This window comes from Buttiauxella sp. BIGb0552 (assembly GCF_004366275.1).
Classification (GTDB): domain Bacteria; phylum Pseudomonadota; class Gammaproteobacteria; order Enterobacterales; family Enterobacteriaceae; genus Buttiauxella; species Buttiauxella gaviniae.
Window position 1 is genome coordinate 237,955 of sequence record NZ_SODY01000004.1, and the last position, 21,703, is coordinate 259,657.

The 21,703-nt window shown below is 51.6% G+C and carries 20 protein-coding genes; 16 read left to right on the top strand and 4 right to left on the bottom strand.

Features of this window, described 5'->3' with window-relative positions; translation table 11 throughout:
• Positions 1 to 3: 3 nt before the first annotated feature.
• The gene (mlaA, locus tag EDF88_RS13225) at positions 4 to 762 is read left to right on the top strand and encodes a phospholipid-binding lipoprotein MlaA (protein WP_134185110.1); all 759 of its coding nucleotides are present in this window, start codon (positions 4 to 6) and stop codon (positions 760 to 762) included.
• 68 nt (positions 763 to 830) lie between these two features.
• On the opposite strand, the gene fadL is transcribed toward mlaA, so the two are convergent.
• Positions 831 to 2,117, bottom strand: coding sequence for a long-chain fatty acid transporter FadL (gene fadL, locus EDF88_RS13230; RefSeq protein ID WP_134185112.1), 1,287 nt, complete (start codon positions 2,115 to 2,117; stop codon positions 831 to 833).
• Positions 2,118 to 2,493: 376 nt separating this feature from the next.
• Here fadL and EDF88_RS13240 point away from each other — a divergent pair, with 376 nt between their 5' ends.
• From EDF88_RS13240 to sixA, 4 genes are all read left to right on the top strand, one after another.
• Positions 2,494 to 2,778: a YfcZ/YiiS family protein gene (locus EDF88_RS13240; RefSeq protein WP_064512780.1), complete on the top strand. Its 285-nt coding sequence runs from the start codon at positions 2,494 to 2,496 to the stop codon at positions 2,776 to 2,778.
• Positions 2,779 to 2,999: 221 nt separating this feature from the next.
• Positions 3,000 to 4,310 (top strand): acetyl-CoA C-acyltransferase FadI, encoded by a 1,311-nt coding sequence (gene fadI, locus EDF88_RS13245; RefSeq protein WP_064512777.1) that lies wholly within the window; start codon positions 3,000 to 3,002, stop codon positions 4,308 to 4,310.
• Positions 4,310 to 6,469, top strand: a complete 2,160-nt coding sequence (fadJ, locus tag EDF88_RS13250) for a fatty acid oxidation complex subunit alpha FadJ (RefSeq protein ID WP_134185116.1) — start codon at positions 4,310 to 4,312, stop codon at positions 6,467 to 6,469. Before fadI ends, fadJ begins: the two co-directional genes overlap by 1 nt.
• Before the next feature lie 187 nt (positions 6,470 to 6,656).
• Positions 6,657 to 7,145, top strand: a complete 489-nt coding sequence (gene sixA / locus EDF88_RS13255; protein ID WP_064512773.1) for a phosphohistidine phosphatase SixA — start codon at positions 6,657 to 6,659, stop codon at positions 7,143 to 7,145.
• A gap of 77 nt (positions 7,146 to 7,222) precedes the next feature.
• Here sixA and smrB read toward each other — a convergent pair whose 3' ends face one another.
• The gene (gene smrB / locus EDF88_RS13260; protein WP_064559976.1) at positions 7,223 to 7,774 is read right to left on the bottom strand and encodes an endonuclease SmrB; all 552 of its coding nucleotides are present in this window, start codon (positions 7,772 to 7,774) and stop codon (positions 7,223 to 7,225) included.
• Positions 7,775 to 7,959: 185 nt separating this feature from the next.
• On the opposite strand from smrB, the gene prmB reads away from it, so the two are divergent.
• The 6 genes from prmB (at position 7,960) to EDF88_RS13290 (ending at position 12,693) form a co-directional block, all read left to right on the top strand.
• A complete protein-coding gene (gene prmB, locus EDF88_RS13265) occupies positions 7,960 to 8,892 on the top strand; it encodes a 50S ribosomal protein L3 N(5)-glutamine methyltransferase (protein ID WP_064512769.1) in 933 nt (310 codons plus the stop codon).
• 79 nt (positions 8,893 to 8,971) lie between these two features.
• On the top strand, positions 8,972 to 10,057 hold the full coding sequence (gene aroC / locus EDF88_RS13270) for a chorismate synthase (protein WP_064512767.1): 1,086 nt from the start codon (positions 8,972 to 8,974) through the stop codon (positions 10,055 to 10,057).
• Positions 10,058 to 10,061: 4 nt separating this feature from the next.
• Positions 10,062 to 10,886 (top strand): penicillin-insensitive murein endopeptidase, encoded by an 825-nt coding sequence (gene mepA, locus EDF88_RS13275; RefSeq protein ID WP_134185118.1) that lies wholly within the window; start codon positions 10,062 to 10,064, stop codon positions 10,884 to 10,886.
• 11 nt (positions 10,887 to 10,897) lie between these two features.
• A complete protein-coding gene (locus EDF88_RS13280) occupies positions 10,898 to 11,695 on the top strand; it encodes a sulfite exporter TauE/SafE family protein (protein WP_134185121.1) in 798 nt (265 codons plus the stop codon).
• A gap of 22 nt (positions 11,696 to 11,717) precedes the next feature.
• A complete protein-coding gene (locus tag EDF88_RS13285; RefSeq protein ID WP_134185595.1) occupies positions 11,718 to 12,263 on the top strand; it encodes an elongation factor P hydroxylase in 546 nt (181 codons plus the stop codon).
• A gap of 154 nt (positions 12,264 to 12,417) precedes the next feature.
• Positions 12,418 to 12,693 carry a YfcL family protein gene (locus EDF88_RS13290; RefSeq protein WP_064512761.1) on the top strand — a complete coding sequence of 92 codons (276 nt, stop codon included), beginning with the start codon at positions 12,418 to 12,420 and terminating at the stop codon, positions 12,691 to 12,693.
• A gap of 44 nt (positions 12,694 to 12,737) precedes the next feature.
• On the opposite strand, the gene mnmC is transcribed toward EDF88_RS13290, so the two are convergent.
• Positions 12,738 to 14,738 (bottom strand): bifunctional tRNA (5-methylaminomethyl-2-thiouridine)(34)-methyltransferase MnmD/FAD-dependent 5-carboxymethylaminomethyl-2-thiouridine(34) oxidoreductase MnmC, encoded by a 2,001-nt coding sequence (mnmC, locus tag EDF88_RS13295; RefSeq protein WP_208326144.1) that lies wholly within the window; start codon positions 14,736 to 14,738, stop codon positions 12,738 to 12,740.
• A 156-nt stretch (positions 14,739 to 14,894) separates the two neighbouring features.
• On the opposite strand from mnmC, the gene fabB reads away from it, so the two are divergent.
• Together fabB and EDF88_RS13305 are read left to right on the top strand one after the other, a co-directional pair.
• The gene (fabB, locus tag EDF88_RS13300; protein WP_034458876.1) at positions 14,895 to 16,112 is read left to right on the top strand and encodes a beta-ketoacyl-ACP synthase I; all 1,218 of its coding nucleotides are present in this window, start codon (positions 14,895 to 14,897) and stop codon (positions 16,110 to 16,112) included.
• A 234-nt stretch (positions 16,113 to 16,346) separates the two neighbouring features.
• Positions 16,347 to 17,528, top strand: a complete 1,182-nt coding sequence (locus EDF88_RS13305; RefSeq protein WP_134185125.1) for an MFS transporter — start codon at positions 16,347 to 16,349, stop codon at positions 17,526 to 17,528.
• Between the two features lie 31 nt (positions 17,529 to 17,559).
• Here the strand turns inward: EDF88_RS13305 and flk are convergent, their stop codons facing one another.
• Entirely contained in the window at positions 17,560 to 18,564 is a 1,005-nt protein-coding gene (flk, locus tag EDF88_RS13310; RefSeq protein WP_064512755.1) for a flagella biosynthesis regulator Flk, read from the bottom strand.
• 103 nt (positions 18,565 to 18,667) lie between these two features.
• Here flk and pdxB point away from each other — a divergent pair, with 103 nt between their 5' ends.
• The 3 genes from pdxB (at position 18,668) to truA (ending at position 21,701) form a co-directional block, all read left to right on the top strand.
• Positions 18,668 to 19,804 carry a 4-phosphoerythronate dehydrogenase PdxB gene (pdxB, locus tag EDF88_RS13315; RefSeq protein WP_064512753.1) on the top strand — a complete coding sequence of 379 codons (1,137 nt, stop codon included), beginning with the start codon at positions 18,668 to 18,670 and terminating at the stop codon, positions 19,802 to 19,804.
• 68 nt (positions 19,805 to 19,872) lie between these two features.
• Entirely contained in the window at positions 19,873 to 20,886 is a 1,014-nt protein-coding gene (locus EDF88_RS13320; RefSeq protein ID WP_134185127.1) for an aspartate-semialdehyde dehydrogenase, read from the top strand.
• Positions 20,886 to 21,701, top strand: coding sequence for a tRNA pseudouridine(38-40) synthase TruA (truA, locus tag EDF88_RS13325; protein ID WP_064512749.1), 816 nt, complete (start codon positions 20,886 to 20,888; stop codon positions 21,699 to 21,701). Before EDF88_RS13320 ends, truA begins: the two co-directional genes overlap by 1 nt.
• Positions 21,702 to 21,703: the final 2 nt, after the last annotated feature.

A 21,703-nucleotide genomic window follows, 5' to 3' on the forward strand; every position in this document is an offset into this window, starting at 1 on the left:
CATATGAATTTCCGCCTGACCGGACTGGCGCTGGCCACGACACTTTTAGTCGGGTGCGCCAGCTCTGCCGATCAAGAGCCACAGGGGCGCTCGGACCCATTTGAAGGGTTCAACCGTTCAATGTACAACTTCAACTTTAATGTGTTGGATCCGTATGTTGTCCGCCCGGTGGCTGTGGTGTGGCGTGATTATGTGCCGCAACCCGCGCGTAATGGGATTAGCAATTTCACCAGCAACCTGGAAGAGCCCGCCGTAATGGTGAACTACTTCATTCAGGGTAATCCGTATCAGGGGATGGTGCACTTCACGCGCTTCTTCCTGAACTCATTGCTGGGTATGGGTGGTTTCATTGACGTTGCTGGCATGGCGAACCCGAAACTGCAGCGTGAAGAGCCGCACCGCTTTGGTTCTACGCTAGGTCATTATGGCGTCGGTTACGGCCCGTACGTGCAGTTGCCGTTCTATGGCAGTTTCACGCTACGTGAAGATGGCGGCGATTATGTCGATACACTCTATCCGCTGCTGTCCTGGCTGACCTGGCCGATGTCTATCGGCAAATGGACGATTGAAGGCATCGAAACACGTGCTCAATTGCTGGATTCTGACGGTTTGCTCAAGCAGTCATCCGATCCGTACATTTTGGTTCGTGAAGCTTACTTCCAGAGCCACGACTTTATTGCTAACGGTGGCAAGCTTTCACCAGCAGCAAATCCGAATGCTGCTGCGATTGAAGATGACTTGAAAGATATCGACTCGCAGTAAGCATTGAGTGGGTAATAAATATAAAAAAGGCGAAACCGAGGTTTCGCCTTTTTTATCACTGTTAACTATTAGAATGCGTAGTTAAAGTTCATACCGTACAGCCAGGCTTTGCCTTCAGACTGGAAGGTATATGGGCCTTCTTTGATCTCAACGTGCTGACCGTGCATGTAGGAAACGCCCAGGTCTACAGAAGCATCGTCGTTAAATGCGTAGGTAGTACCAGCACTGAGCCAGAAGCGATCCTGGTCCGGAATAGAGATTGAACGTTTGTCTGCCGGAACTGGGCTGTCATCGAACGCGATACCGGTACGGAAGGTCCAGTTTTTATCCATAAAGTAGGTGGTACCTAAAGCGATACGGTACGCATCTTTGAAGCTTTCATCTTTATAGAACAGAGTCTGTCCGTTGGTGCCAGTGGCTTTCAGTTCCTGGAACTGGCTCCAACTGGTGTAAGCCACGCTATAGTGGATAGCCCACTGCGGCGCTACTTTGTTATAACCGGACAACTCCCACATTTCAGGTAAGTTCAGGGTCAGAGAACCTGGAACAGTTTGGCCGCTGGTACCCCATGGGAAAGCTGTACCTGCGCCAGGGAAAGCATTCGCTTGGGCTGGAATATTACTTTTGTAATCACCATCGAAGTCAACTTTGACTTCGGAACGGTAGGTGAAGCCGTAGCGGTTATCTTTATCGATTTCATAAAGAATACCTGCGTTCCAGCCATAACCCCACTCGTCACCTTTCATGTGTGAGATTTGGGTTCCGGGAGTGGCAAGGCCAGCACCCGCGGTTTGTTCACCTGCGTAACGCTCAATTTTTGCTTTAGCGTAAACAGCATCAAAGCCAAGACCAAAGCTCCAGTTGTCATTTAAACGATAAGCACCGCTAAGATTCAGGTTTAGGGTGGTCAGATCGGTTTTGCCACCATATTCACCAGCGATATAATTATTGTTAAATTCTGTAGCAAGACCGTAGTTTGAGGTAACTGAAGCCCCCCAACCAAACTGCTCATTGATTGGCGCAACAAAGTGCAGGTTCGGTACCCACGCAGTTGGCGCGATGTTATCGGCACCGGTGCTACGTCCGGTATACGGCGAGCTACCAGAAATATTCACGTCAGGATCAATAAACACTGCACCGCCGGAGAAGGAAGGGCGGTCAAACATCATGATAGTTGCAGGGTTACGGCTTGCAGAACCCGCATTATCCGCAACTGCACCTTCCCCTGAATAAGCTCGGCCTAGGCCTGAGGAAGAGAACTCGTTTAATTGAAAGCCGGCTGAGTAGGCCTGCGATGAGACAATTGCCACTGCAACCGCTAGGGCTGACTTTGTAAACAGGTTTTTCTGGCTCATGACCAAAACCTCATAATGGATTTATTTTTATACAAACAATGTTACATACCGTAACAGGAGCGCGAATAGTAGGGTCTGTTCTGTTACATAGAAAGCAGACCAGTGGCGAGAGTATAGGTCTGACCAGATAGGATGTTGCAAGTTTGTATCTAAGAATTTTCAAATTTGATCGTCGAAACGAGATCTGCCTGGCAAAATCGGGTTCTTCGTCACTTAGCAAAATGGGTGAATCTTGTTTTAGATCATTTTTAAGTGTGATTTGGGTCACTTACGGATTTTGACAAGATTAACGACTGGAGTCGCTTCAACAGGGAGCGTAAAATAGACAAGATTCGTTGAAAACATTTTGCCTTTTAAATACAGAGGAAATCATAAAATGAGTAAGAACACTGCTGATGAAACCCCGGTTTGCTGCTGTATTGATGTCGGCTCTATCATCGACAACACCGACTGCACAGCAACATACAGCCGCGTGTTCGCGACCCGCGCTGAAGCTGACGAAACTCTGGCTGCGCTGACCGAGAAAGCACGTGCCGCAGAATCAGAACCTTGCCAGATTGTTCCGCGTTACACCGAAGAAGCTGACGGCGTTCGTCTGGATATCGATTTCACTTTCAGCTGCCAGGCTGAAACCATGATCTTCCAGCTCGGCCTGCGTTAATATTTCCTGGCGCTCTCGTTCCCGAGAGCGTCATTTTCCTCTCTTAAAGCGTGTTCCCCCTCCCAATTTTTTAGTCCCCCGGTTGGCTGATTGTAACTTTTTAGTTAAAACTGTGATCAGGTCAGACCACTATTGGTCGTTTACAATTTTATTCCCAGAAATATGCAGTTACAGCAACATCGCTGTAGATTCATAGACGCCGGGAAGAACAGGGGAGTTTTATGAGTCAGGCACTTCCGCTGGTAACCCGTCAGGGCGACCGTATTGCTATTATCAGTGGGTTACGCACCCCATTTGCCCGCCAGGCTACCGCGTTTCACGGCATACCTGCTGTCGATCTCGGCAATATGGTGGTCAGCGAACTGCTGGCACGCAGCGAAATTCCCCCGGAAATGATTGAACAGCTGGTTTTCGGCCAGGTTGTCCAGATGCCAGAAGCGCCAAACATCGCCCGCGAGATTGTCCTCGGCACCGGAATGAGTGTGCATACCGATGCCTACAGCGTTAGCCGTGCCTGTGCGACCAGCTTCCAGGCAGTGGCAAATGTCGCTGAGAGTTTAATGGCGGGCACTATTCGTGCAGGTATTGCCGGCGGTGCTGATTCTTCGTCGGTGCTGCCGATTGGCGTCAGCAAAAAGTTAGGCCGCACATTGGTGGATGTGAACAAGGCGCGTACTTTGGGCCAGCGCCTGAAATTATTCTCTCGTTTACGCCCGCGTGATTTGTTGCCGGTGCCGCCTGCGGTTGCAGAATATTCAACGGGCTTACGCATGGGTGACACCGCCGAGCAAATGGCGAAAACTCACGGGATTACGCGTGAGCAACAAGATGCGCTGGCGCATCGCTCCCACACTAAAGCCGCTATTGCCTGGAAGGAAGGGAAACTGGCGGATGAAGTGATGACCGCCTTCATTCCGCCATATCGCCAGCCTTTCAACGAAGATAACAACGTTCGCCAAAACTCCTCAATTGCTGATTACGCGAAGCTACGTCCGGCTTTTGACCGTAAACACGGCACAGTTACCGCGGCAAACAGCACGCCATTAACCGATGGTGCGGCTGCTATTATCTTGATGACGGAATCGCGCGCCAAAGAGTTGGGCCTGAAGCCATTGGGCTATTTACGCAGCTATGCGTTCACCGCCGTGGATGTCTGGAAAGATATGCTGCTTGGGCCGGCGTGGGCCACTCCGCTGGCGCTTGAGCGCGCGGGCATCACGCTCAATGACCTGACGCTTTTCGATATGCACGAAGCCTTTGCCGCGCAAACGCTGGCAAACTTACAAATGCTCGCCAGCGAACGTTTTGCTCGCGATGTATTAGGCCGCGCTCACGCTACTGGCGAAGTCGACGACTCTAAATTTAACGTACTCGGTGGCTCGATTGCTTACGGCCATCCGTTTGCTGCAACGGGCGCGCGTATGATCACTCAAACCTTGCATGAATTGCGCCGCCGTGGTGGTGGATTTGGCCTGGTCACCGCCTGCGCGGCAGGTGGTTTGGGTGCGGCAATGGTTCTGGAGGCCGAATAATGGAACAGGTTTCTGCTTTCAACTTACATATCCGCCTCGACAATATCGCGGTGGTGACAATTGACGTGCTGGACGAAAAGATGAACACGCTAAAAGCGTCGTTCGGCCCGCAAGTGCACAACATCATCAAACAGGTTCGCGATAACACTGCATTGCAGGGGCTGATATTTATCTCTGGCAAGCCGGATAACTTTATTGCGGGTGCTGACATAAACATGATTGCAAGCTGCAAGAGTGCACAAGAAGCGCAGGCACTGGCACACCAGGGACAGCAAATCATGGCGGAAATTGCCGCGTTGCCGATCCCGGTCATCGCTGCGATTCACGGTGCGTGTCTCGGCGGTGGGCTGGAGCTGGCGCTGGCATGTCATTCGCGAATTTGTACCGATGATGAGAAAACAAAACTGGGGCTTCCGGAAGTGCAGCTCGGTCTACTGCCGGGTTCTGGCGGTACGCAGCGCCTGCCGCGTTTGATTGGCGTCAGTCACGCCCTCGATATGATTCTGACCGGCAAACAATTACGCCCGCGTCAGGCACTGAAACTGGGGCTGGTGGATGAAGTTGTGCCGCAGTCAATTCTGCTCACGGCAGCAGTTGAGCTGGTGGGCAAAGGCCGTCAGGCATCGCGCACATTGCCGGTTCGTGAACGTATTTTAGCCGGTCCGCTTGGGCGTTCTTTATTGTTCAGCATGGTGAGTAAGAAAACTGAGCAAAAAACTCGCGGTAATTACCCTGCTACGCAGCGCATTATTGATGTCATTAAAATCGGTCTGGGGCAGGGGAGTTTCAGCGGTTACGAATCAGAGGCGAAAGCGTTTGGCGAGCTGGCGATGAGTCCGCAATCTGCGGCATTACGCGGGTTATTTTTTGCTAGCACGGAGCTTAAAAAAGAGCACGGCGCTGATGCACCACCGCGTCCGATTAAAGCTGTGGGTGTGCTCGGTGGTGGTTTGATGGGCGGTGGGATTGCTTTTGTCACCGCGACTAAAGGCAAATTGCCCGTACGTATCAAAGACATTAATAACGATGGTATTAACCATGCGTTGAAATATAGCTGGGACTTGCTGGATAAAAAGGTACGCCGTCGACATATGAAAGCGGCTGAGCGCCAGCGTGAAATGGCGCGTATCTCCGGTGGTACCGATTATCACGGTTTCCACAATCGAGACATCGTTGTGGAAGCGGTTTTTGAAGATCTCGCTCTCAAGCAAAAGATGGTCGCGGAAATTGAACAGAACGCTGCGCCGCATACCATTTTCGCGTCCAACACTTCTTCGCTGCCGATTGCTGATATTGCGGCCAATGCCGCACGTCCGGAGCAAGTGATTGGTCTGCACTATTTCAGCCCGGTCGATAAAATGCCGCTGGTCGAAGTGATCCCGCATGCCCGAACCAGTGCGGAAACCATTTCCACAACTGTTCAGCTTGCCAAAAAACAGGGCAAAACACCGATTGTCGTTGGCGACAGCGCCGGGTTTTACGTCAACCGTATTCTGGCACCGTATGTTAACGAAGCGATGCGTTGCCTCGTGGAAGGGGAGCCTGTCGATAAGATTGATAATGCGCTGGTGGCGTTTGGTTTTCCTGTTGGCCCAATCCAACTTTTGGATGAGGTGGGAATTGATGTGGGGACTAAAATTAGTCCTATACTTCAGCAAGCTTACGGAGATCGTTTTGCCGCACCGGCAGAAATTGCAGCAATATTGAATGACGATCGCAAAGGTAGAAAAAACGGGCGTGGTTTCTATCTTTATTCAGGGAAAGGGAGTAGAAGCAAAAAGCAGGTTGACCCTGCAATCTATACCCTGCTTGGTGTTTCACCTAAAGGGCAACTGGCAGAAAAAGAAATCGCACAACGCTGCGTGATGATGATGCTTAATGAGGCGGCTCGTTGCGTAGATGAAGGTGTTGTTCGCAGTGCCCGCGATGGTGACATCGGTGGCGTGTTTGGTATTGGTTTTCCACCGTTCCTCGGTGGCCCGTTCCGCTATATGGACACCCTGGGAGCGGGTGAAGTCGTCGCACAACTGCAACGCCTGGCCAGTCAGTACGGGGAGCGTTTTACTCCCTGTGAAAGACTTTTACAAATGGTGGAAGAGCAACGAAATTTCTGGGGAAAAGTGAACCCTGGTGAAGGAAATGTAGTCAAAGAATCATGATTATATGGTTCGGTGAATGGATGCTGGTCGCTCACTTAACGAACAGTGATTGACTATACTTGCACCATTGAGGTAAAAAACAGCGTTTCATTCGATGTACGGATAAGGCACAATGCCCGGCTGCTGAATTTCACCTTCGAAGTTTTAGGGGAATTCAAGCATTCCTGGTTAACAAAAGCGGTGCAATATGCAAGTTTTTATCATGCGTCACGGCGACGCAGCTCTCGATGCCGCCAGTGACTCGGTACGTCCACTCACCCAGTGTGGTTGTGATGAATCCCGAGTAATGGCGACCTGGTTGAAAGGTCAGGTTGTGGATATCGAACGTGTTCTGGTGAGCCCTTATCTGCGAGCCGAACAAACCCTGGATGTTGTGCGGGAAGCACTGACTCTTCCAGGTAAAGAAGACATTCTGCCGGAATTGACGCCGTGCGGCGATGTAGGTCTGGTGAGCTGCTATTTGCAAGCCCTGGCCAATGAAGGGGTTGAGTCGGCGCTGGTGATTTCTCACCTACCGCTAGTCGGTTATTTGGTGTCTGAGCTGTGCCCAGAGGAAACACCACCGATGTTCAGTACTTCGGCTATTGCCAATGTCACACTTGATCCTGAAACCGGGAAAGGCGTGTTCAACTGGCAGATGAGTCCGTGTAATTTGAAGGTAGCTAAAGCTATCTGATTGCCGTAAGCATGAAAAAAGAGCCGCTATATATAGCGGCTCTTTGTATTTCTGAGGCCCGGGATGCGGACTCAGGATTATGGCAACTCCGGCGGCAGCCACTCTTCGATTTCAATCAACACCAACAACGCTGCGTCACCACCGTACTCTTTCGGTGCCTGGTGGAATGCCATAATGTGCGGGTGCTGTGCCAGCCACAGCGGCGTTTGCTGCTTCAACACGTGCTTACCATGCCCGTGCATAACGCAGGCGCAAAATACGTGCTCACGCCGACATGCCGCAATCAACGCGCCTAATTCCTGTTTTGCCTGCATCTGTGTCAGGCCATGCAAATCGAGGAATAATTCTGGCGAATAATCACCCCGGCGAATTTTTTTCAGCTCGAAATGACTGACATCTTCGCGCACGTAACGCGTGGGACCTTCTGTTGCCAGGCGCGGCTGGAATTCATCAGAAAAATAATGGCTGGCATCAGCCTGTTCCTGCAATAGCCGTTTCACCGGCACTTCCTGCACTTTCTTACGCATCGGACGGTGAACAATCGTGTCCTGAGCCAATTTTTTTGTGCCGCTCATCAAATCACGGAAAAGGTTCTGATCATCAACGCTGAGCGGAGTTTTCTTTTTCATCTATTTCTCGTCTCGACTTTATCGTCTCGCACCTGTTTTGCGGTCAGTTTACCTGGTTTGCCGTCCATCACTAAATAAAACGCAATTTTAGCCGCTGTGACAGCTATTGAAATGCTGATTTGTCGTGGTCTTCATGGCAAACTAGCCGATTATTGAACTAGCGCGAACGGCCTGCGGAGGGCAACGTGGATAAAATTTTCGTCGATGAGGCAGTTAATGAGCTGCACACCATTCAGGATATGCTGCGCTGGGCAGTCAGTCGTTTTAGCGCCGCCAACGTCTGGTATGGCCACGGCACGGATAACCCGTGGGACGAAGCCGTTCAGTTAGTGCTGCCAAGTCTCTATCTGCCGCTGGATATTCCTGAAGATATGCGTACCGCACGCCTGACACCAAGCGAGCGTCATCGCATCGTTGAGCGTGTGATTCGCCGCGTTAACGAGCGTATCCCGGTGGCTTACCTGACCAATAAAGCCTGGTTCTGTGGCCATGAGTTTTATGTTGATGAGCGTGTGCTGGTGCCACGTTCCCCAATTGGTGAACTGATCACCAATCGTTTCGCGGGTCTTTTCAACGACGAACCTCTCCACATTCTGGATATGTGTACCGGCAGCGGCTGTATCGCTATCGCCTGTGCTTACGAATTCCACAATGCGGAAGTGGATGCGGTCGATATTTCTCTTGATGCGCTGGCAGTGGCTGAGCAAAACATCGCCGAGCACGGCCTGGAAAACCAGGTTACGCCAATTCGCTCCGACCTGTTCCGTGACCTGCCAAAAGTGCAGTACGACATTATCGTGACTAATCCACCGTATGTGGATGCAGAAGATATGTCTGACCTGCCGGGTGAGTTCCACTTCGAACCTGAATTAGGTTTAGCTGCCGGTACAGATGGCCTGAAACTGGCACGTCGTATTCTGGCTTGTGCACCGGACTACCTCGCCGATGGCGGTATCCTGATTTGTGAAGTCGGGAACAGCATGGTACATCTGATGGACCAGTACCCTGATGTGCCGTTCACCTGGCTTGAGTTCGATAACGGCGGTGACGGTGTGTTTATGCTGACCAAATCGCAGCTTATTGATGCGCGTGAACACTTCAGCATTTACAAAGATTAATCTGCGCAGACGGGCCTTATGGCCCGTCTTCTTTTGCTGACAACACAACGAAAATAACAACGGTAAGGAGCCGTGAAAAATGGCAGGAAATTCTATCGGACAAGTATTTCGCGTAACGACATTTGGTGAATCCCACGGTGTCGCACTGGGTTGTATCGTTGATGGTGTGCCGCCAGGCATCCCGCTGACCGAAGCCGATTTACAACACGATCTCGACCGCCGCCGCCCGGGGACTTCACGCTACACCACGCAACGCCGCGAACCCGATCAGGTTAAGATCCTTTCCGGTGTATTTGAAGGTGTCACTACCGGCACCAGCATCGGTCTGTTGATTGAAAATACCGATCAGCGCTCGCAAGATTACAGCGCTATCAAAGACGTGTTCCGTCCGGGGCATGCAGATTACACCTACGAACAAAAATATGGCCTGCGCGATTATCGTGGCGGTGGCCGTTCTTCAGCTCGTGAAACCGCGATGCGTGTTGCGGCTGGGGCGATTGCTAAAAAATACCTGGCGCATAAATACGGCATTATTATTCGTGGTTGCCTGACGCAAATGGGCGACGTGCCGTTAGAAATCAAAGATTGGGATCAAGTCGAGCAGAACCCGTTCTTCTGCCCTGATCCAGACAAGATTGAAACGCTTGATGAGCTGATGCGTGCGCTGAAAAAAGAAGGCGACTCCATTGGTGCGAAAGTTACCGTGGTCGCGGATAACGTGCCGCCAGGCCTTGGCGAACCTGTATTTGACCGCTTAGATGCTGATATCGCCCATGCGCTGATGAGCATTAACGCTGTGAAAGGTGTGGAAATTGGCGAAGGCTTTGGCGTGGTAAATCTGCGAGGTAGCCAGAACCGCGACGAAATCACCAAAGAAGGTTTCCAGAGCAACCATGCTGGCGGCATTCTGGGTGGCATCAGCAGCGGCCAGCAGATTGTGGCTAACATGGCGCTGAAACCGACTTCCAGCATTATGGTCCCAGGCCGCACCATCAACCGCGAAGGCGAAGAAGTTGAGATGGTCACGCGTGGTCGCCATGATCCTTGTGTGGGTATTCGTGCGGTTCCGATTGCCGAAGCCATGGTAGCGATTGTATTGATGGATCATATGCTGCGTCAGCGTGCTCAAAACGGTGACGTGACTTTCCCTTTGCCGCGCTGGTAATGCGATGAAAAAAACACTCGTGGGGCTGCTGGCATTACTTGCCAGTACCGCTACTTTCGCCGCGACGCCGTGGCAGAAAATTAGTCATCCCATTGCGGGAAGCCCGCAATCTATTGGTGCATTCTCTAACGGCTGCATTGTGGGTGCCCACGAGTTGCCGCTCAACGATCCTCGCTATCAGGTGATGAGACAGGACCAACGTCGCTATTTCGGCCATCCTGATTTAGTGATGTTTATTCAGCGCCTCAGCAACCAGTCAACACAACTGGGCCTTGGCACGTTGCTGATAGGTGATATGGGAATGGCAGCGGGTGGGCGTTTTAGCTCGGGCCATGCCAGCCACCAAAGCGGCCTGGATGTTGATATTTTTTTGCAACTCCCCAAAGCTCGCTGGACCTCGGCTCAGCTTCTTAAACCGCAAGCGCTGGACTTAGTCGCCAGTGATAATCAGCATGTGGTGCCGCGTTTGTGGCAGCCAGAAATCAGCAGCCTGATTAAACTTGCAGCTAAAGATAACGACGTCACGCGGATCTTTGTCAATCCGGCTATCAAGCAACAATTGTGTCTGGATGCGGGTGCCGATCGCGACTGGCTGCGTAAAGTGCGCCCGTGGTTTGCGCATCGTGCGCATATGCATGTTCGCCTGCGTTGCCCGGCAGATAGCCTCGAGTGTGAAGATCAGCCATTACCGCCGCCAGGCGACGGCTGTGGTGCTGAGCTGCAAAGCTGGTTTGTGCCACCACCTCCAGGCAGCAGTGTGCCGAAAAAGAAAACTCCGCCCCCTTTACCGGCCTCTTGTCAGGCTTTGCTGGATGAGCACGTTCTCTAACGGATAAGTTCATGGAATGGTTTATGGTTTCCCCCCTGACGCTGGTGGTGCTGTTTTTTGTCGCCATGCTTGCAGGGTTTATTGATTCACTGGCGGGCGGCGGCGGTTTGATTACTGTCCCTGCATTATTGGCGACGGGAATGTCACCCGCACATGTACTGGCAACGAATAAGCTTCAGGCGTGCGGTGGTTCAGTTTCATCCTCAATTTATTTTATTCGCCGCAAAGTGGTGAGCCTGAAAGATCAGAAACTTAATATTCTGATGACCTTTATCGGCTCAACAACCGGGGCATTGCTGGTTCAATACGTCAAATCAGACGTGCTGCGCCAAATCTTGCCGCTGCTGGTGATCTGCATTGGTCTGTACTTTTTACTGATGCCAAAACTCGGTGAAGAAGACAGGCAGCGCCGTTTATACGGCCTGCCATTTGCGCTGGTTGCAGGGGGATGCGTCGGTTTCTACGATGGTTTCTTTGGCCCTGGTGCGGGCTCTTTTTATGCGTTGGCGTTCGTCACGCTGTGCGGCTTTAACCTCGCAAAATCTACGGCTCACGCCAAAGTATTAAACGCTACATCAAACCTCGGCGGCCTGCTTTTGTTTATCATTGGCGGGAAAGTGATTTGGGGAACCGGTTTTGTAATGATGGCCGGGCAGTTCTTAGGGGCGCGAATGGGATCACGCCTCGTGTTGAGTAAAGGGCAAAAACTGATCCGTCCGATGATAGTTATCGTGTCGGCGGTGATGAGCGCCAAACTCTTATTTGATAGCCACGGACCGGAGATCCTCCATTGGTTGGGGGTAGCTTAAGATGACGACAGCAAATATGACAATAACGACAGAACACCATTATCAGGAACTTATCGATATTTTCGATAACTGTTTTAAAGACGAATTTAATACACGTCTGATTAAAGGCGACGACGAACCGATCTATCTTCCAGCAGATGAAGAAATTCCTTATCACCGCGTGGTGTTTGCTCACGGCTATTACGCCAGCGGAATGCATGAGATTTCTCACTGGCTTATTGCGGGCAAAGCGCGCCGTGAACTGGTGGATTTCGGTTATTGGTATTGCCCGGATGGGCGTGATGCCGAAACACAAAGTAAATTCGAAGACGTGGAAGTGAAGCCGCAAGCCCAAGAATGGTTACTGTGCGTGGCAGCAAATTTCCCGTTCAATGTGAGCTGCGATAACCTGAGCGGCGATGTTGACCCGGACAGAATCGCGTTCCAGCGCCGTGTGCATGCGCAGGTGATGATTTACCTGCAAGAAGGTATCCCGGCTCGTACGGCAAAACTGATTGAAGCGCTGCGGGAATATTACAAAACTCCAGCGCTGGCCGCTGAGCATTTTCCGTGGCCGGAAGACCTTTAGACATCCCCTAAATAATTCTAGTTGCAGGAAGGCGACAAATCCATTCTTCACAGGAGCATAGCTAACTATGTGACTGGGGAGAATGGATGCAGTCAACGCGTCTGCGGCTTGAAGTATGACGGGGATAAAAACCTGAAAATGATGAGGAAGTACGATGATCGCTGAATTTGAGACACGCATTCTGGCGCTAATTGATGAAATGGTTGAGACGGCCAGTGATGACGAGCTGTTTGCCAGCGGTTATCTGCGTGGCCATCTGACTCTGGCGGTAGCTGATCTGGAGCATGGTGAAGACCATAGCCCTGAAGCACTTAATACTGCGGTATCAGGTAGTCTGGAAAAAGCGATTCAGGCAGGTGAGCTTTCACCGCGTGATCAGTCTTTAGTATTGAGCATGTGGGACAATTTGTATCAGAAGGCTAAGTTCTAAGTCTTTTGCCCTCTCCTTTATTGGGAGAGGGCAAAATCTCAAATCTATTTAACTTCTCTTCCTTTCAGTAACCTGCGCACCCAGAATCGATTTGGATTGAGCGCAGCAAGCGTTTCAGCATCCATCGGAACCGGTTCATCGCTCATTTGAGCTGCCAGAATTTCTGCCGCCAATGGCGCGCTGCATAATCCCCTTGAACCCAGAGCCGCCAACATAAAAAGATTGTCATAAACCGGAGCGGTTTCGGCGTTGTCATGGTTTTCAACAAGTGTTGCGTAGGTTTCGAGCGTGTCATCGTAGCGAGGGACACTTCCTACAAGCGGCATATGGTCGCGCGTGGCACAACGCACGCCACAGCGTGCTTCAGTGGCGCTAACATCCACTTCCTGTGGCCACTCCATATCCGGCAGGCAGTTAAGCAAACGCTGACGGTTATGCAGCTGATCTTCCTCGTTATAATGCATCTCTTCCACGCCACGATGGTAACTTGCGCCGATGCAATGCTGCTGATTATTCGGGTTTTGCGGCGTCAGATAGCCGTCGTAGCACAACACCTGGCGTAATTTTGAAAGTGACGGGCTGGTGGGAATATGGCTGACCTGACCACCCACGGCCGAGAATGGCAATTTTTCGGTTTGTGAGAATTTGCTCACTTTAAAACCGTTGGCTAATACCACTGCCGCATGCCGTTTTGTTTCCTGCTCGGCAATTGATAAATCCCATCCGTCAGGCGTTTGGGTGAGTCCTTCAACGCGATGCTGGTAATGCGTTTTTAGACCCAAATTTTCGGCCATCGCCAGTGCACCGGATGTAAGTTGTGCCGGGCACAGCCAACCACCAAGAGGGTAGGTTGCTCCACCATGGCCGGTTTCTAAACCGCAAAGTTTTGTCGCCGTTTCTGCGTCGACGGCATGAACGAGAGCATCGGGAAATTCCAGGCTCAGCATCTGGTCGATTTTATGCTGACTCTTTTCGTCCCAGCCAAGTTGCGTAACGCCACACCAGTCATGATCAAAATCGACGGGCAATGAGTCATACATGCGGCGGGCAAAGGTAAATGCGGCACTGAAAAAGTTTGTCAGAGTTGCGCTGTGTGTATTGAGCAATGGGTAAAGCGCACCCTGGCGGTTGCCGGAGGCACCGAGCGCCGGAGCAGCATCTTCGCAGTAGAGCGTGACCTGCCAGCCGCGACGCAGCAAAGCGAGAGACAGCAGGGCGCTGGCAACGCCACCGCCAATAATGGCAACCTCTTGTGCTTGTGACGAAGGGCGCGCGTACCAGGGCGTGCGTGCTGGCGTTTCGATCGCACCTTCCATTACCCCAACCAGCATTTCGCGTTTGCGGCCAAAACCCTTGGTTTTGGTCATCGCGAAACCGGCATCAATTAAGCCACGGCGTACAAACCCGGCGCAGGTAAATGTCGCCAGCGTGCTGCCCGTGCGCGCCAATTTCGCCATCGCGTTGAACAACTGTGGCGTCCACATATCCGGATTTTTTGACGGAGCGAAACCATCAAGGAACCAGGCGTCTACCTGATTATTTAAAGTGTCATCTAATTGCGGTATCAGTTCATCGATATCACCGAACCAAAGGTCGAGAGTAACGCGGCCTTCCGCCAGCAAAATGCGGTGGCAGCCTGCGATTGGCAGTGGCCACTGTTGCTGTAATTGCTGCGCAAAATCGGCAAGTTCAGGCCAATGGGCATGAGCTGCACGTAAATCTTTTACGGTCAGAGGGAATTTTTCAAAGCTAATAAAGTGCAGGCGTTTGAGGGTGGCTTGAGGCTGATTTTTGCAAAAATCTTCAAAAGCTTGCCATAAAGTCAAAAAGTTAAGACCGGTGCCGAAACCACTTTCACCGACTACAAACAGCGAACGCTCATGGGTAGCAAAACGCTCATTTAGACGGTTTCCTCCCAGAAATACATAACGAGTTTCCTCCAGTCCATTATCATTAGAGAAGTACACGTCGTCGAACTCTCGGGATACAGGTGTACCCTCTTCATTAAAGTCCAGGTTTGCAGATTGTATTGGGGACTGTTTCACGTAAGTTACTCGTCTGGCAGGCAGTGTAACGATCATAACGATGTGTGCGAAGCGGTGCAAATTTCAGACTGATTTGGCTGATCGGACTTGTTCGGCGTACAAGTGTACGCTATTGTGCCTGTCGAAATCCTAATAGTGCAGTAGAAGAGGTATTGAATGAAACGTGCAGTGATTACTGGTCTGGGCATTGTTTCCAGCATCGGTAACAACCAGCAGGAAGTCCTGGCATCTCTGCGTGAAGGTCGCCCGGGGATCACTTTCTCTCAAGAATTCAAAGATTCTGGAATGCGCAGCCACGTGTGGGGTAACGTTAAACTGGACACCACCGGCCTGATTGACCGTAAAGTCGTCCGTTTCATGAACGATGCCTCTGTCTATGCTTACCTTTCAATGCAGCAAGCTATTGAAGATGCTGGTTTGAAAGAAGAAGTTTATCAAAGCAACCCTCGTGTGGGCCTGATTGCAGGTTCCGGTGGTTCTTCTAAATCTCAGGTGTTCGGCGCAGACGCAATGCGTAGCCCGCGCGGCCTGAAAGCGGTTGGTCCTTATGTTGTGACCAAAGCGATGGGTTCTGCGGTTTCCGCATGTCTCGCTACTCCGTTCAAAATTCACGGTGTGAACTACTCAATCAGCTCCGCATGTGCGACTTCTGCGCACTGTATCGGTAATGCTGTTGAGCAAATTCAGCTGGGCAAACAGGACATCGTATTTGCTGGCGGCGGCGAAGAGCTGTGCTGGGAAATGGCCTGTGAGTTCGATGCAATGGGCGCACTGTCTACCAAATATAACGAAACGCCGGACAAAGCGTCCCGAACCTATGATGCGAGCCGTGACGGTTTCGTTATCGCAGGCGGCGGCGGTATGGTTGTGGTTGAAGAACTGGAGCACGCTCTGGCTCGTGGCGCACACATCTACGCTGAAATCGTTGGTTACGGCGCAACGTCTGATGGCGCAGATATGGTTGCTCCATCTGGTGAAGGTGCTGTGCGTTGCATGAAGATGGCAATGCACGGTGTTGATACCCCGATTGACTACCTGAACACCCACGGGACTTCTACGCCGGTTGGCGATGTGAAAGAACTGGGCGCAATCAAAGAAGTCTTCGGTAACAACTCACCAGCAATGTCTGCGACCAAAGCGATGACCGGTCACTCTCTGGGTGCCGCAGGCGTTCAGGAAGCTATCTACTCTCTGCTGATGCTGGAGCACGGTTTCATCGCGCCAAGCATTAACATTGAACAGCTGGATGAGCAGGCTGCTGGCCTGAACATCGTGACTGAAACTACCGAGCGTCAACTGAATACTGTTATGTCTAACAGCTTCGGTTTCGGTGGGACTAACGCAACACTTGTGATGCGTAAAGTTAAAGCTTAATTCATCACTAACAGTGAGAATGACGAACGGGGTGCCTATGGCGCCCCGTTTTTTTTTGCTGTTCACAATTATTGACAGCATCAATGGCTGAAGGCACTATTCGCGCAATAACATTATCGTTCTGATAATGCGTAAGCGTTCAACGTCAACCAACGCACCCTTAATCTGAACGTTCAGAGGGAAAGGGCGTGGGTGGTTACCTCGCCTTACTCTGCGATAAATGGAGTAAGCAGCATGTCTGCATTGATTGATTCTCAGCTTAAAAATAGCAAATCCGAAAATAAGTCCTTATTCAGCATTACCTTCGCGGTGTTTCTCACCTATATGACGGTTGGCTTGCCGTTGCCTGTTATTCCGCTTTTTGTTCACCATGAGCTTGGGTTTGGTAACACCATGGTAGGGATTGCCGTAGGCATTCAGTTCCTGGCAACAGTGTTAACCCGCGGTTATGCCGGGCGTCTGGCCGACCAGCAAGGAGCGAAGCGTTCGACGTTACAGGGGATGTGCGCATGCGCATTTGCTGGCGTCGCTTATCTGCTGGCGGCGCTATTGCCCGTTGAGCCGATGGCGAAATTCGGCCTGTTGATTGTTGGCCGTTTGATTCTCGGTTTCGGTGAAAGCCAGTTGCTTACCGGCAACCTTACCTGGGGACTGGGCCTGGTTGGCCCGGCACGTTCCGGCAAAGTAATGTCCTGGAATGGGATGGCGATTTATGGCGCACTGGCAGCGGGTGCACCGCTTGGGTTGCTGCTCAATAGCCACTGGGGGTTTGTCGCGTTGGGTGTATCGACGATAGCACTGCCGCTGGTTGCCTGGGCGTTTAATGGCCGCGTTCGTGCGGTGCCTGCGCATAAAGGCGAGCGCCCATCGCTGTTTACTGTGATTGGCCTTATCTGGAAACCGGGGATGGGTCTTGCACTACAAGGCGTGGGTTTTGCCGTGATCGGCACTTTTGTCTCACTTTACTTTGCATCGAACGGCTGGGCTTGGGCAGGCTTTACGCTGACCGCTTTTGGTGGCGCTTTTGTGCTGATGCGTGTGCTGTTTGGTTGGATGCCCGACAGATTTGGTGGTGTAAGAGTGGCACTGGTCTCGTTGGCGATTGAAACTGCCGGTTTGGTTTTACTCTGGCAGGCACCGGGAGCAGGCGTTGCGCTAATCGGTGCTGCGTTGACGGGTTGTGGCTGCTCGTTAATCTTCCCTGCACTGGGTGTTGAAGTAGTGAAACGTGTACCAGCTCAGGTACGCGGTACGGCGCTTGGTGGCTATGCGGCGTTTCAGGATATCTCGTACGGTGTCGCAGGGCCGTTGACCGGATTGTTGGCAACCTCGATGGGTTATCCGTCGGTATTTTTGGCTGGAGCAATTTCCGCGGCGGTCGGGATTGTGGTTACACTCATCGCCTTTCGCAAGTAACCATAGCCACCCGAGGCTGGGTGGCTAATGATTAAATCACTATCCAGAACAAAACCATCACCACAATCAGTGCGATAAGTGCCAGGCCTGGGCGGGCACTTATTACCTTCATCGGTTCAATAAATGGCGCCCAAATTGGGCTGGCGATGGGCTGAATATTTTGCACTTCAGGCGAGGCCGGTTGCCGTTCTGCTCGCTTCAAAAAGATCTGGTTCAAAATATCCTGCACTTGCGCAGTAGTCAGTAACGACTGCGGTGAGGCCTGAAAACGTTGCTGAGAATAATCGGTAATCTCTTTCCATTCTGCTGGTTCCAGAGGCTGCTTTAGCGCGGCCTGGATGGTATGCAGCGTAGGCGTTTGCTGTTGGCTCAGGGTTTGCCTTGCCTGTAACCAGGTGCTCAGCAGCGTGAAATGTTTTGCAGGAATCAACTCACCTGTTTTCACCCCCGAAAGCTCAAGCATTGATTGCCAGATAAGTTTTCCTGACTCACCCGTTGCAGCTGTGAGTTTGGCGACTTGTTTATTTAAAGTGTTATGTTCTGCAGGCAACAACGGTCGATCTGTCGCCTGGCGCTGCTGTGGCTGCGGGATAGCCAACTGGTTATTTTGCAATAACGTCAGTACGCTTTTTAATTGTTCTGGCGTGAGCTGGCTAAGGGCCGTTTGCCCAAACTGTTGGCGAATGTAATCACTCACAGCCTGTCGATTATTGCCCTGTGATAGCAACTCGCTGAGCTGTTGCACAACCTGACGCGTGGCATGGGTTGTTTGAGCATTATTGAGACGCTGATTCAGATTTTGTTCAGCCGCGGGGAAGTGACGCGATAACAATGGCGTTTCACCTTTTAGCCCGAGGTCATGTTTTAATCCCGCCCACACTTCGGCACTTTGTTGCTGGTTAAGCGCAACAAGACGTGTAATCAAACGTTCCAGAACGGTACGTTGCTGTGTAGAAAGCGGAAACTCACCTGCCGCTGAAGTTGGGGAGGGTGGTTCCCCCGGAGGACGTGCTGTCGCCCCCTGAATGGGTTGCATAGGCTTAAATCCTTTGTCGATCCCTGGCTCAAGTATGCCAGGACGCCAGATTATGGCACACTATCGGGCTTATTCTCGACGATTAACCGAACAGGTAGCTAACGTGAAAATCCTCGTTGACGAAAACATGCCCTATGCACGTGAATTGTTCAGTCGCCTTGGCGACGTAACCGCTGTTCCTGGCCGCCCAATTCCCGTATCCGAACTGGCTGATGCCGATGCGTTAATGGTGCGTTCAGTCACCAAAGTGAATGCTGATTTACTCGATGACAAAGGGATAAAGTTTGTCGGTACGGCAACGGCTGGCACTGACCACGTTGACGAAAACTACCTTGAGCGCGCGGGTATCGCATTTTCGGCCGCTCCCGGTTGTAACGCCATTGCCGTAGTTGAGTATGTCTTCTCCTCACTGTTAATGCTTGCTGAACGCGACGGTTTCAAGCTTACCGACCGCACCGTAGGTATTGTTGGTGTCGGTAATGTAGGCTCGCGTTTGCAGGCGCGTCTCGAAGCTTTTGGCGTTCGTACGCTGCTTTGTGACCCACCTCGTGCCGACCGCGGTGATAAAGGTGATTTTGTTTCACTGGAACAATTGGTGCGCGAAGCGGATGTTCTGACGTTCCATACGCCATTGTTTAAAGACGGTGCGTACAAATCGCTGCATCTTGCTGACGAGAAACTGATTTCAAGCCTCAAACCTGGCTCCATTTTGATCAACGCCTGCCGTGGCCCAGTTGTGGATAACGTGGCGTTGCTTAAATGTCTGGAGAATGGTCAGCATCTGAGTGTGGTACTTGATGTCTGGGAGCCGGAGCCTGCACTAAATGTAGCCCTGCTCGAGAAAGTTGATATCGGTACCGCTCATATCGCGGGCTATACGCTGGAAGGTAAAGCGCGTGGCACCACGCAAGTGTTTGAAGCATTTAGCGAGTTTATTGGTCAGAAACAACAGGTGGCTTTAGACACTCTGCTTCCTGCCCCAGAATTTGGCCGTATTACCCTTCATGGCCCGCTTGATCAGGCAACACTCAAAAGACTGGTTCATCTGGTGTATGATGTGCGCCGCGATGATGCCCCGCTGCGTAAAGTGGCAGGAATTCCTGGTGAGTTTGACAAGTTGCGCAAAAATTATCAGGAACGCCGTGAATGGTCATCGCTGTATATCCAGTGTGATGATGAAGCGGCAGCGACAATGCTGCAAAAGCTAGGCTTTAGCGCCACCTATCACACTGCGCGTTAAAAAATCCTTCTCATCTCCCCGGCGTTACACCGGGGAGATACTGCTATTTAAGTCTGGAGTAAACCAACATGTCTGAAGGCTGGAATATTGCCGTTTTAGGTGCCACGGGTGCCGTAGGCGCAGCTGTGATTGAACTGCTTGCCGAACGCCAGTTCCCGGTTGGTGAATTGTATGCCCTGGCGCGCAATGAAAGCGCCGGTGAAAATATTCGTTATGAAGGCAAAAACGTGATGGTTCAGGATTCTGAATCATTTGACTGGACTCAGGTTCAGTTGGCGTTCTTCGTTGCGGGTGTTGAAGCTTCTGCGCGTTATGTTGAAGAAGCCACGAATGCCGGTTGCCTGGTTATCGACTCCAGTGGCCTGTTCGCCATGGAACACGATGTCCCGCTGGTAGTACCTGACGTGAATCCTTTTGTGTTGGGTGAATACCGTAATCGCAACCTGGTTGCTGTTGCTGATAGCCTGACCAGCCAACTCCTGACAGCCCTGAAGCCGCTTATCGAACAAGGTGGTTTATCACGCATTCAGGTCACCAATTTACTGGCAGCCTCTGGCCGTGGCAAAAGTGCGGTAGACGCGCTGGCCGGTCAAAGTGCACGTTTGCTTAATGGTTTGCCAATTGAAGACGCGGATCTGTTTGGTCGCCAATTAGCATTCAACATGCTGCCACTGGTGCCTGATGCTGAAGGTAGCGTTATTGCAGAGCGTCGCCTGGTGAACGAAGTGCGTAAAGTGTTGCAGGATGAAGGTGTGATGATCTCTGCCAGCATGGTTCAGGCTCCGGTGTTTTACGGGCATGCGCAAATGGTCAATTTTGAAGCAATGCGACCGCTGGCTGCTGAAGAAGCGCGTGATGCGTTTGGCCAATTTGAAGATATCGCGCTTTCCGAAGAAGGGGATTTCCCAACTCAGGTTGCTGACGCCTCTGGCAGTGCGCATCTTTCCATCGGTTGTATCCATAACGATTACGGTATGCCTGAGCAGATTCAATTCTGGTCAGTTGCCGATAACGTTCGTTTCGGTGGTGCATTGATGGCGGTGAAAACGGCTGAGAAATTAGTGCAGGAGTATATGTACTAATGTCCGACGAGTTGCACCAAACACCACTCAACAAGATTGCACTCGGCATTGAATACGACGGCAGCAAATATTACGGCTGGCAGCGCCAGAATGAAGTACGCAGCGTGCAAGAGAAGCTTGAAAAAGCGCTCTCTAAAGTGGCTGATGAGCCAATAAATGTATTCTGCGCCGGGCGTACCGATGCAGGCGTACACGCCACCGGCCAGGTTGTGCACTTTGAAACGCGCGCGCAGCGTAAAGATGCAGCATGGACGCTTGGTGCAAATGCGAATTTACCTGGTGACATTGCGGTGCGTTGGGTTAAAGCTGTGCCCGATGATTTTCACGCACGCTTCAGTGCCACGGCGCGTCGTTATCGTTATGTCATCTATAACGAGCGGCTGCGTCCTGCGGTGATGGGGCAGGGGGTGACGCATTTTTATCACCCGCTTGATGCTGAACGCATGCACCGTGCAGCGCAATGTTTGCTGGGTGAGAACGATTTTACGTCGTTCCGTGCTGTGCAATGCCAGTCGCGCACCCCGTGGCGCAATCTGATGCACATCAACGTCACGCGTTATGGCTCTTACGTGGTGGTGGATATCAAAGCCAATGCGTTTGTGCATCACATGGTGCGAAACATTGTCGGCAGCCTGATGGAAATCGGTTGTGGCAATCAAGAAGAGAACTGGATGGCCCAATTGCTGGCTGCGAAAGATCGCAAGCTTGCAGCGGCGACCGGAAAAGCAGAAGGCTTGTACTTAGTTTCTGTTGATTACCCTGAACATTTTGCGTTGCCTAAACCCCCGATGGGGCCTCTTTTTTTGGCAGACTGACA